Here is a 12,061-nt window from a genome sequence, read left to right as displayed (position 1 = left end):
CTCATGTCGTTCAACCTTTCCCGCTGGTCGATCGAAAGGCCCGCCTACAGCATTGCGATTTTCGTTCTTCTGGTCGTGATGGGCCTTCTGTCGCTGCATGCGTTGCCGATCAACCGTTTTCCCGAAATGGAGTCTCCAATCGTCAAGGTCGTGCTTCGGCAGCAAGCGGCCTCGGCCAGCGATCTCGAACATGACGTTGCGCAGAAATCCGAAGATGCCTTGCTCAGACTTCAAGGTATCCGTCGCCTTGATACTACGATCGAGGATGGCGCTGTGACCTTCAACGTGGAGTTCGATAGCGGCATTGACCCACAGTTGGCGCTCGAGCGTACCGATCGCGCTATCCGTTCGATTCGAGGCGACCTTCCAGCGGCGGTCGAAGAGCCGGCGATCGAGATATCAAACTTGCGGGAGATCGCCATTGCGACCTTCGCCGTGCAGTCGAACACAATGTCTCTCCAGGCGCTCAACCGCTTGCTTAGCGATGATGTCCTGCGCCGGTTCGAGCGAATTCGGGGCGTTGGAAAGGTCGTCCTTAGAGGCGGTGACGACCGTGAGGTTCGGGTCTGGCTCGACCCTGACGAGATGCTCGCCCGCGGGTTGTCCGCTGGTGCCGTAAGCGCCGCGCTTCGCACTGCGATCACCAATTCCCCCGCGGGCATCGCGTCCACCAATGACATCGATCGGCCAATAAGAACGGTATCGGCACCTTCGGCCGTTGCCGCACTCGCCAACGTCGTATTGCCGGATGCCAACGGTTCCATTCTGAGGCTTTCGGATATCGCCCGGATCGAAGATGGCTGGGCCGAGGCCAACGGCTTCGCCCAACTAAACGGGGAACCCATCCTGGCTCTCTCCTTTTTCACGGAGAAAGGGGCAAACGAGGTCGAAACATTCACCCGCATCCGCGCGGCGATTGACAATTTCGCCGCTGAAGACACGCGCTTGCAGTTCACCTTGCTGGACGAGAATGCCAGCTACACCCGCAACAATGTTGCAAGCACCGTGAGTGGCATGATCGAAGGCGCGGTCTGCACGATTGCGGTGCTGTTTCTCTTCCTGAGAGATTGGCGTTCGGTCACGATCGCAGCAATCAGCCTACCGCTTGCCGTGATTCCGACATTCTTCGTGATGGAGGCGCTCGGCTTCTCCTTAAACCTCGTCTCGCTGCTCGGATTGACGTTGGCGATCGGCCTGCTTGTCGATGACACCATCGTAGAAATCGAGAACACGGCCCGGCATCTGGAAATGGGAAAGACCCCGTTTCAGGCGGTTATCGATGCAACGGACGAAATCGGCAGCTCCGTTATTGCGATCTCATTGACGATCGTTGCCGTCTTTGCGCCGCTTGCCATGATCGGCGGCATGCCCGGTCAATATTTTCGCGAGTTCGGCATGACGGTAGCAGCGGCAACGGTGGCGTCTCTGCTCGTTGCCCGTCTCATGACGCCGCTTCTCGCCTCGAGAATGCTCCGGCCGAGGGCGCCCGCTCTACGCAACTCCGCCTCGCCTGCCAGCGGCTACTCCCGACTGTTGAGATTTGCGACCGGCTGCCACCGCGTTCCACTTGGACGATCTCGAGCGGGCTTGCCTCGCCGCGCCATGACGCTTGACATGTCCTTCATCACTATTGCTCTCGGCATTGCTTCCCTCGCATGGGCTGCCTTTTTCGTCCTGCCCGGCCTGACACGGGGCTTCATTCCGGAAGAGGACGGGACACAACTGCGATTTACGGTCGAGATGGCGGGCGGCACGAGCAACGCCTCCATGCGGGAGAAATCGGGCGAAGTGACCAGGTTGCTCGCCGCTGATGAAAATGTCGTGCATGTTTACGCTTACAGATCTGCCCCTGCTGGCCGCGTCGCAACCCGACAGGCCTTCTCCATCCAGATTGAACTCAACGACCCTGCCGATCGCGCACAAACGCGACAGGTCATCGCCTCCGATATCGCCTGGAAACTAACATCGGTCGCCGACATCAGGGTCAACCAGCTTGGGCTGACAGGCGGGCGGCAGTTTTCCGTCTCGTTGCTTTCAGAGGACGCGGCGGCACTGGAGCACGCATCCGATTGGCTTGCATCCTCAATGGTAACCATCCCCTCAGTCGGTCATGTCTCATCCTTCGGCGCTGCGCACAGGCCGGAGCTTCAAATCATCCCGGACCTTGATCTTGCCGCCTCTTTGGGTGTCGACCTGCATTCGCTGTCGAATGCGGTGCGCGTTGCAACGATGGGCGACAGGGATCGGGAACTCGGCTCCATCCAGATGGATGGCCGGAGCGTCCCCGTTCGGGTTGAGGCCGCAAAATCGGCCAATGAACTGTCGGTGGTCGAGACCATTCCCCTGCGAACAGGAGACGGGAAGGTGGTTCCGTTGGGGGCAGTTGCACGCATCGCGACAGCTTACGGACCGGGCCAGATCCTTCGCCAGGACGGATTGCGGCGGATCGAACTCAACGCCGACCTTGCCGCGGGCGCCTCGCCGGGGACGGCGCTCGCGCTCGTGAAATCACTGATTGAACAACATCCGCTGCCGGCCGGTGTAATCCTGCAAACGGCTGGGGAAACGCGCTCGATGGAAGACTTTTTTGCGAGCTTTGTTGACGCGAGCATTCTCGGCTCGACCTGCGTTTTTGTCATTCTCTTCGTTCTCTTCGGTAGTCCGTTTCAACCGCTGACAATCCTTCTGTCGCTACCGCTGGCGCTGTCCGGCGGGCTCATCGCGCTCGCCGCGACTGGCCATGGCGTGACCATGCCAGTCTTGATCGGAGCTCTTATGCTTATGGGCATCGTCGCTAAAAATGCCATTCTGATCGTGGATCTGGCCAGCCGGATAATCGAGGCGGGCGAGGAGCCCAGAGAGGCCGTCGTCTTGGCCGCCGAACGGCGATTCCGGCCGATTGTCATGACCACTGTTGCCATGGTTGCCGGCATGATGCCCGTCGCCTTCGGAACTGGCGATGGCGGCGCATTCCGCGCTCCCATGGCGATTTTCGTTATCGGCGGACTGGTCGCCTCGACGGCGCTGTCGCTCGTCTTCGTGCCGGCGCTCTATCTGCAAGTACAGAAGATAGGCGCCATAATCACCCGTATTTGGTCACCAAAACCTTCTCTCCGCCCTCAGACTCGAATGGTCCAGAGCTTGGATGCAAGGCGTGACTAATCACGGGTTGGCCCACACAAGCTTCACGGTCGAATGAAACCCCTTGATTTTGGGCGAATTTGCTTTGCGCGCCAGAGGCGGTTAATCACGTGAATTCCTGCTTTAATGAGGAGGAGGTGCAGCTCTAGCATAGCGGCGTCATTTTGCTCCGCGGCCGCCCTTCCGGACAGGGTGAATGATCCTGAGGTTTTTTAGTATGCAAAGGCCCGTCCTTCTCGTCGCTACACAATGAAAAGAAATCGCTCGACTCAGTGGATCCTACCGCTCGCAATTTGGCTGATTAGCAGCTTGATCAGCATCGCCACGGTAGCTGCGATCGAATATCGTGCAGGCCTTGCAGAACTTTCGGCGCTGGCGCGGCAGACCGATACGCTGCTCGCTGAAAAGCTGGCACAGCATGATGCCCACATGACCGCACTTGCGGCCGTAATCCGCATGTCGCCGACCGAGCCATCCCCTACCATTCAGGGGCTTGCCAACTCGATTACCGCCTTCTATCCGCGCATCGACGACATCGCGACGATCCGCGTTGATGGTCCGACGGCCCATGTGGTTACCTACGGAAAGCCCACCAACCCGACGGTTGCCGAATACCCGGCTGGTGCCGAGTTGCCGGGACTGAATAAGCCCGGCGAAACTGCAATCCGAGCAATCGCCGGAAAAAATGCCTACGACATCTATAAGCTGGTCGAAGGCAACCGGCTGCTACGGCTGCGCATCAACGCCGGCGCGTTGTTACCGGCCGACGAGATTTCTCCTGGCTATTTCGTCGGCCTGTCGCTCGATGGCATCAAACTATTCACCAGTGGAGCGAACGAGGCATCACGCCTCAGCGCAGCGACGAGCCTGTCGGCCAGTAATCCGGGTCAACCGTTGCACCTCACCTTGGGACGGTACTTCAGCCTCGGCGAGCTCATGCCTCCGCGTCTCATTGCACCACTGATGCTCGGTTTGGCGGCGCTCGTTTGGCTGGTGGCGGGATATCGCAATGCCAGGCAAGAAAGACATCGTCAGGAGCGACGCGCGGCCCTGCTGGAGCAGGAGGCGCGCCTTGCCCACGCCGGGCGGGTGAACGCACTTGGCGAGATGGCTTCGGGCATCGCCCATGAACTGGCCCAGCCGGTTACCGCTCTGCTGAGCCAGAGTCAGGCCGCGCGACGGGCGCTGATGATCCAGGACAATGACATCCTGTTGCAGGCGCTCGACGCCAACGTCCGTGAAGCAAAACGCGCAGGCGACATTCTGGGCCGTATGCGGGCCTATATCTCTGGAGCAAAGGCACGGATCGAGATGGTGGCGCTTGCCGATGCGCTGACTGATGCGGTGCGGCTCGTCGAAGCGGACCTGGCACAACGGAGCATCGCGCTGAACATCGCGATCTCCGACCGGTCCTGCATGGTGGCAATCGATGTCATCTCGTTCCAGCAGGTCATCCACAATCTGATCCGCAATGCGGTCGAAGTTCTCTCAGGTCGGCCTGAACCGCGCATCAACCTGTGGACCGGATCCGAAGGCCAAGACGTCATCGTTGCTGTCGCTGATAACGGTCCGGGGATCGATGTCGCTGCCTTGGACCGCATTTTCGAGCCATTTTTTACCACCAAGCCGGACGGTATGGGTCTTGGGTTGCCTCTTTGTGCGCGCCTGATCGAAAAAATGGACGGCACAATCGAGGCACGCAACGATGACGGTGGTTGCTTCATCATTCGCCTGCCGTCGGGAGGAGCTCAATGATCTATCTTGTCGATGACGACGCTTCGGTGCGCGAGGCTCTGGTGCTGCTGCTTTCGACCTATGGCAAGGAAGTAACGGCTTTCCCGGATGCGGCGCACCTGCTCGCCCATATGGACAAGGCAAAGCCCGGCATACTGATCCTTGACCTGCGCATGCCGGCAACGAGCGGATTGCAGCTCCTGAAGAAGCTGGCCGAGATGAGCATTGCGTGGCCCGCAATCATGGTCACCGGGCATGGCGACGTCGAAGCCTGCCGCCGCGCCTTCAAGGCCGGCGTGGCAGACTTCCTGGTCAAGCCCATTGATGAACATGTGCTGATCGAGGCGATTGCCTCGTGCGAGGCGCAACTTGCCGAGCTGCTTGCCCGACAGGAAACCGCCGGCCTGCTCGACCAGCTCACTGCCCGTGAGCGCGAGGTCATGGAGCTCGTGTCAAAGGGGCTGGGCAGCAAAGATATTGCAACAACCCTCGACGTCTCCGTCCGCACCGTCGACAGCCACAGAGCAAGCATCGCCATGAAGCTTGGAACGCCCGCTGTCGCCGAGCAGACGCGCATCTGGCTCGGCGTGTATCGGTAATCCTACCGATAAGCTTCCGTGACCGTGCGAATTTCGGAACGGCACCACGCTGGATACACCCTCTTCCGGGAAAACGAACACCTGGAGGTTCCCATGATGAAAAGCGTCCTTCTTTCTATTGTTCTTGGCACCGTTATCGCCGCCCCGGCTGTTGCGGAAGATATCGCGAAGCAAACCAGCCTCGGCACTGCTTTTTCAGTCGATCTTGCTCAAGCCGCCGTCAGCGCGTGCGCCGCTGATGGCTACAACGTCGCAGCCGCCGTTACCGACCGCGCGGGCATCCTGCTGGCGCTCGTCCGCGCTGAAGGCGCAGGTGCTCACACCGCGAATGCCGCGACAGCCAAGGCCTATACATCCGCATCCTCGCGGAATCCGACCAGCGGCATGGCCGAGACGGTGCAGAAGAACAGTGTCGCGGCTGGCCTCGCAGATATCCCAGGCTTCCTGGTGCTGGCAGGTGGCGTGCCGGTCAAGGTCGGGAAGGACACGATCGGCGCGATCGGCGTCGGCGGTGCACCGGGCGGCAACCTCGATGAAGCCTGCGCCGTCAAAGCCATCGAGAAATTGGCCGACAGGTTGAAGTAACTGTGATGGAAAGCGTCCGTGCCCAATTGCGGTTCGGACGCTTCATTTGCCTGCCTACGCCTTCGAATATGCGAACATTGTGGAGTCCTTCGCGTCCGGTTAGAAGTGATAATGGTCCAACGCGCGACGGCGGAATTATGAATCGCTATCCCATGTTCAGCCCGCAGCTTCTGATCAGCTTCGTGGCCGTGAGCGAGACCACCAGTTTTACACGCGCGGCCGACCGGGTGTCGCTATCGCAGTCCACCGTCAGTCAGCAGGTGCGCCGCCTGGAGGAACTTCTCGGCAAGGCGCTCTTCGAGCGAACCTCCCACGAGGTGCGGCTAACCGAAGAGGGCATCAAACTTCTGAGCTATGCGCGACGCATTATTGCGATCAACGAGGAGGCGCACGATGCGCTGACCGGACCGTGGCGAGACGGCGTTTTGCGGCTCGGCATGCCTGAGGATTTCACCGTGCCGACGGTCGAGTTGCTTGCAGCCTTCAAGCGCGAGCATCCGAATCTCCGACTCGACGTCACCAGCGGCCTCAGCCGCGACCTGCACCGCGCCTACCTTCAAGAGGAACTCGACCTCGTGCTGGTCAAGCAGCGACGAGTACATCTGCCCCGCGCCGCACGGGCCGAACCACTGCTCTGGCTCGATAGCCAGAAGCACCCGGCTATCGACCAATCGCCGGTTCCGATCGCCGTCTTTCCCGTTAACGGGCTCTACCGCGAGGAACTGTGCCAGACGCTGGACAGCCTCGGCGTTCGCTGGCGCGTCAGCTATAGCGGCGGGGGCCTCGCAGCCCTAGCGGCCGCGTCTGCCGCCGGTCTCGGCGTTAGCCTGTTACCGGCAAGCTGCCGGCTGCCGGCGCATCGTGTGCTCGGTATCGCCGAGCATTTGCCACCGGTCGAGGACTTCGAGCTTGCTCTGTTCTACCGGGACAACGCTTCCCCCTTGGCGCTCGACCTCGCTGCTCGGCTCATTGCTTTCTGTGGTCTGACACGCTGACGTCATTGGCAAATCGAATAGCCAACATTTTCAAATGTCGCTGCCATGAAATGGGGACATTTCCTAAAATACGCCATCCCTTCCATGCACGACGATGAGGAGACGATAGTGCAACACGCTGTATCGCAGAGCCGCAGGGCCTTCCTAAGCCGCACCGGTCAATTGACAACAGTCGCGGCAGTCGCAGGGCTGACCGGCGGCATGAGCCGCGAGGCCGCAGCCGAGACCACGAATTGCGCAGAGAGCGCCACGGTAACGACGGTGAAAGACAGCCACTACCTGCTCGGCAACGTACGCCTCGAAGAGGGTTTCGAGAGGGATGGCGATGTCATCGTTGCCACCCGAACGGCGCTATACACACTGGAAGTCAAAGACGGCAAGGTCGCCGCGCTGCATGCCGCCGGAGCCACGCTACCGGCGGGCCTGCCGACCTACCAGGCAGGCGGTCAACTCGCGCTGCCGACCATGCGCGACATGCACATCCACCTCGACAAGACATTCTACGGTGGCGCGTGGCAGGCGCCGCTACCACGCCAAGGCAAGACGATCATGGATATGATCGCACTCGAGGAAAAGCTGCTACCGAAATTGCTGCCGACCTCGGTCCAGCGCGCCGAAGGCCTGATCGCGCTCCTGCAGTCCAAGGGCAGCACGATTGCCCGCAGCCATTGCAACATCGATCCGGTGAGCGGCCTGAAAAGCCTGGAGCACCTGAAGCTTGCGCTGGAGAAACACAAAGACGACTTCATCTGCGAGACCGTCGCCTTCCCACAGCACGGCCTGTTGCACTCGAAGGTCGATGGCCTGATGCGTGAAGCCATGCAGATGGGCGTCGAATATGTGGGTGGCCTCGACCCGACGAATGTCGACGGCGCCATGGAAAAATCGCTCGACGCGATGTTCCAGATCGCACTCGACACCGGCAAGGGCGTGGACATTCACCTGCATGAGACAAGTCCGGCAGGCGTTGCCGCGGTCAACTACATGATCGACACGGTGGAGAAGAACCCGGCACTCAAGGGCAAGGTGACGATCAGCCACGCCTTCGCGTTGACGACGCTCAGCCCCGAAGTCCTCGAAGAGACGGCGGCGCGGCTTGCCGCAAACGGCATGACGATCGCATCGACCGTACCGATCGGCGGGCTGATGATGCCGCTACCACAGCTCAGCAAGGCAGGCGTCTTCGTGATGACCGGCACCGACAGCGTCATCGACCATTGGTCGCCCTTCGGCAGCGGCGACATGCTGGAGAAGGCCAATCTCTACGCCCAGCTCTACCGCGGCTCCGACGAGTACCACCTGTCCCGCTCGCTCGCCATTTCTACCGGCGGCGTCCTGCCACTCGACAATGACGGCAATCGCGCTTGGCCGAAACCCGGCGACGATGCGGGCTTTACGCTGACGACTGCGAGCTGCTCGGCCGAAGCCGTCGCCCGCATGCCGGCCCGCAGCGCCACTTTCCACAAGGGCCGCCTCGTTTCCGGAGGAATCGGCAAGGCCTCCTCGTAGAAGCGGAAAGGCCGCCGAAAGGCGGCCTTTCCCCATCGCGGCGGCACGATCGCGTTCCGGGCAGTTTCTGATCTTTGGAATAACTGGTTGGGCGAGCGGCGAGCGCTGCACCCACGGCCGATTTTCCCGACCCCCTTACCGCAATGCGCCCGGATGCCTCAGAGCGAAGCCGTGATGCCGCCGTCGACGTAGAGCACATGTCCGTTCACGAAAGAGGAAGCGTCGGAGGAAAGGAAGATGCAGGCGCCAACAAGCTCTTCGACTTTGCCCCAGCGGCCAGCCGGCGTGCGTTTTTCCAACCAGGCTGAGAAGGCCGGATCGGCGACGAGAGCGGCGTTTAGTGGCGTGTCGAAATAGCCAGGGGCGATCGCATTGCATTGCAGACCGTATTTCGCCCAGTCGGTCGCCATGCCTTTGGTCAGGTTGCCGACCGCGCCTTTGGTCGCCGTATAGGGCGCGATGCCGGGGCGAGCAAGCGCGGTCTGGACGCTGGCGATATTGACGATCTTCCCAGCGCCTCGTTTGATCATGTGACGCGCGACCGCCTGGCCGACATTGAAAACCGTGGAGATGTTGGTCTTCAGTAACCGCTCGAAGGCATCTGCCGGAAAGTCCTCCAATGGCGTGCGGTGCTGCATGCCAGCATTGTTGACAAGTATGTCAATGGCGCCGATTTCCGCCTCGAAGCCGTCGACGGCGTTGCGCACGGCCTCGTGATCCGTAGCGTCGAAGGCAAGCGTGTGCTTCACGCCGAGGCTTTGAGCCGCCGCCTGTAGCTTCGCCTCGTCGCGGCCATTGAGGACGATCTCTGCACCGGCGCCTGCAAGGCCCTCGGCCAGGGCATAGCCAATGCCCTGCGAGGAGCCGGTGACGAGGGCCCGCTTGCCCTTCAAGCTGAAGAGTTGAATGCTCATGCGTCTTTCCTCAAGTGAATGCAATTTGCGTTTTCATCGATTGCCCCTTGTCCGTGTCGGCGCCAGTGCACTGCTGTCCGCAACCTTGCCACCTTCGTTCGAAAACCTCTCCGTCAGATATAGCAGGAAGTGTGACCAAATACCGTGCGCCTACGCCCGCTTCATTTTCGACGCTGATCGCTCCTTCGTGATCTGCGACGGGACCAACAAGGTCTTCCTTGTTCGCAGCGCGCAACAGTGCGACGGCGCTATCATTGACCCCGGTGACAACCACCGACTCGCTGACAAGCTTCAAGAGTTCGGAGTTGTCCCTGCGTTGCTCGTCAATTCATCACCGAACGGCTTCGCGCGCAGGAAGGTCTCAGTCATTACCCGCGCATCGATTTGCCACAGCGGAAGCGATAAGTTGTTAATGAGACCTCGGTCCGCGACCAAACGTTCGTTTAATTGTATCGCCTTACCGGTCTGATACCATGAGATGTAACCGGAGTTCTCGTCATCGGGCGGAGAGGTGCCGCGATCTTGGCGGGAGCCTGAAATACCTTCGAGCGAAGAATGACGAGCACGCAGCAGCTGTCTTCAACAGATAGCGTTGGAACCGACGCTTGCGAACTAGAGGTCATGGGGTCGCCACAGCCTTTTGACCAAGGCGTGCGCATGAGCACGGTCTGGCTGATCTCACCGCCCGGAATGTTTGAAAGGCCGAGCGTCGTTATCCAGTGCTTTTAGAACGAAATTTTCTTTTAACCGCCGGGAACTGCCCCGGCCCACTCTTCTGAGGTTCCATGCTCCATGCAGGCCACGAAACAAACGACGATCGCCATCATAGACGATGATTGCGCTTTGCTGGAGGCACTCCGTGACCTCTTCGAAACCGTCGGCGTCTCCAGTCTGATTTACGGCTCGGCCGACGCCTTCTTGGACTCTGGCGACCTGTCCCGTGTGGACTGCGTGCTCGCCGATGTAAGAATGCCAGGGACCAGCGGCCTCGTGCTTCTCGATGCGGTGGTTCGGGCTGAAGGCCCTCCGGTTTGCATGATGTCGTCCTTTGCTGAGAGCACCATCAGGCAGCACGCGCTGTCGGCCGGCGCAGCGTTGTTTCTGGCGAAGCCTCTGAACTCGCAGGATCTGCTCGAGTTTGTTGCGCAAGCCACGTCGCGTTGAAGAAAGACAGCACGGACGTGTTTCTCGAGAGCGTCTTTGGCTGCCGCCATTGGCGCCTCCGGGCGCCGTGCCGTACCAAATGCAGACGTAATACCCAGAACCGCGCGGCCGCTGGCGGTCCTGCCAAGATCCGCCCACCGATAACCGTTGAAATGGTGTCAGTGCGAAGGTCAAGGTTTCGGTCGATGAGTTCAGACGCTCGATCGGGAGGAACAAGATGAGTCTTCTGAATAATCCCCGCCGCGATTCGCTCGTTCAGTGGTTGCTCGCTGGCGTTCGCGAGGAACGCGATATCGCGCAGATATTCATGCAGCTCTGCACTCGGCTCGTTGACTGTGGCGTCGCACTCAGCCGGGCGAGCCTGCATATCCGCGTCTACCATCCGCAGTGGCTCGGGACGAGGATCATATGGGCCAGGGGGCAATCGAGACCGGATGTACAGATCGTGGGCTACGAAGTTGAGGCAACCGCTACCTTCCTCCAGAGCCCTTATCGCGTCGTCTTCAGCACAGGCTCGGAAATCCGTCAAAAGCTTCAGATCCACGGGCCGCATGCCTTTCCGCTGTACGAGGAGCTACGCGAGCAGGGTCATTCTGAATATACCGGCTGGCCAATCGATCACACGCAGGGCAAGCGGCATCTCATTACATTTTCGACAGACAGACCGAACGGCTTCGACGATAGCGACATCATATTTCTGCGCGAGATATTGCCCGTGTTTTCTTTGGTTAGCGAAATCAGGGTCAAGAACCAGTTGGCACGCACGCTGCTTGAGACCTATGTCGGGCCGCATGCCAGCGAGCAGATACTGGACGGGGCGACGACGCGCGGAAGCGGCGTGTCAATCAACGCGGCGATTATGATCTGCGATCTGCGCGGCTTCACCAAACTGTCGGACCGTCGTCCGCGCGATGAAGTCATCTCCATACTGAACCAGTATTTCGATGCCGTTGCCGGTCCGGTTGACCGGCATGGCGGAGAGATCCTGAAATTCATCGGCGACGGACTCCTTGCCATTTTTCCACTAGAACAGCCAAAAGCGTGCGAAAACCTCCTACAAGCCGTTTGCGACGCCCACGAAGCGATTGCGAAGGCTCAGGGGACCAGATTCGCGGATGAACTGCGCTACGGCACCGGCGTACACGTCGGCGAAGTAATGTATGGCAATATCGGCTCGCAGAAGAGGCTCGACTTTACCGTGATCGGACCGGCCGTGAACCTTGCTTCTCGTCTCGAAAATCTCACAAAGGAGCTCCAGCGCCCGGTCTTGATCTCGTCTGAGTTTGTCAAGTTGGCAAACTGTTCGGAGCGAACCGAGCGCATGGGACTCCACAATCTGAAGGGATTTGAAGAGCCGGTAGAAGTTCACGCGCTGCGATAGCGGACCAGGATGGTCGGGCGGCTCCTGGGCATAGTCAGC

9 protein-coding genes are annotated in these 12,061 nt (G+C 60.1%); 8 read left to right on the top strand and 1 reads right to left on the bottom strand.

Annotation, left to right across the window (positions count from 1 at the left end; all coding sequences use genetic code 11):
• Positions 1–3: 3 nt before the first annotated feature.
• The 6 genes from FHT77_RS25760 to FHT77_RS25735 all read left to right on the top strand — a co-directional run bounded on the left by FHT77_RS25760 (position 4) and on the right by FHT77_RS25735 (position 8,563).
• Positions 4–3,162 carry an efflux RND transporter permease subunit gene (locus FHT77_RS25760; protein WP_246720181.1) on the top strand — a complete coding sequence of 1,053 codons (3,159 nt, stop codon included), beginning with the start codon at positions 4–6 and terminating at the stop codon, positions 3,160–3,162.
• A gap of 288 nt (positions 3,163–3,450) precedes the next feature.
• Positions 3,451–4,896, top strand: a complete 1,446-nt coding sequence (locus FHT77_RS25755; RefSeq protein ID WP_183757692.1) for a sensor histidine kinase — start codon at positions 3,451–3,453, stop codon at positions 4,894–4,896.
• Positions 4,893–5,474, top strand: coding sequence for a response regulator transcription factor (locus FHT77_RS25750; RefSeq protein WP_183757690.1), 582 nt, complete (start codon positions 4,893–4,895; stop codon positions 5,472–5,474). The genes FHT77_RS25755 and FHT77_RS25750 overlap by 4 nt, the downstream gene beginning before the upstream one ends.
• 93 nt (positions 5,475–5,567) lie before the next feature.
• Positions 5,568–6,059, top strand: a complete 492-nt coding sequence (locus tag FHT77_RS25745) for a GlcG/HbpS family heme-binding protein (RefSeq protein WP_246720180.1) — start codon at positions 5,568–5,570, stop codon at positions 6,057–6,059.
• 137 nt (positions 6,060–6,196) lie between these two features.
• Positions 6,197–7,054 (top strand): LysR substrate-binding domain-containing protein, encoded by an 858-nt coding sequence (locus FHT77_RS25740; RefSeq protein ID WP_183757688.1) that lies wholly within the window; start codon positions 6,197–6,199, stop codon positions 7,052–7,054.
• Between the two features lie 108 nt (positions 7,055–7,162).
• A complete protein-coding gene (locus tag FHT77_RS25735; RefSeq protein WP_312859773.1) occupies positions 7,163–8,563 on the top strand; it encodes an amidohydrolase family protein in 1,401 nt (466 codons plus the stop codon).
• A 158-nt stretch (positions 8,564–8,721) separates the two neighbouring features.
• Here FHT77_RS25735 and FHT77_RS25730 read toward each other — a convergent pair whose 3' ends face one another.
• Positions 8,722–9,477 (bottom strand): SDR family oxidoreductase, encoded by a 756-nt coding sequence (locus FHT77_RS25730; protein WP_183757686.1) that lies wholly within the window; start codon positions 9,475–9,477, stop codon positions 8,722–8,724.
• A gap of 792 nt (positions 9,478–10,269) precedes the next feature.
• Between FHT77_RS25730 and FHT77_RS25725 the strand changes: the two genes are divergently transcribed.
• Both FHT77_RS25725 and FHT77_RS25720 read left to right on the top strand, forming a co-directional pair.
• Positions 10,270–10,641: a response regulator transcription factor gene (locus tag FHT77_RS25725; RefSeq protein ID WP_183757684.1), complete on the top strand. Its 372-nt coding sequence runs from the start codon at positions 10,270–10,272 to the stop codon at positions 10,639–10,641.
• A gap of 217 nt (positions 10,642–10,858) precedes the next feature.
• Positions 10,859–12,022 carry an adenylate/guanylate cyclase domain-containing protein gene (locus FHT77_RS25720; protein WP_183757682.1) on the top strand — a complete coding sequence of 388 codons (1,164 nt, stop codon included), beginning with the start codon at positions 10,859–10,861 and terminating at the stop codon, positions 12,020–12,022.
• The last annotated feature ends 39 nt before the right edge of the window (positions 12,023–12,061 follow it).

The organism is Rhizobium sp. BK181 (assembly GCF_014193305.1).
Taxonomy (GTDB): Bacteria; Pseudomonadota; Alphaproteobacteria; order Rhizobiales; family Rhizobiaceae; genus Rhizobium.
Note: the sequence above shows the minus strand (reverse complement) of the source record. Positions and strands in the feature narration are given on the sequence as shown.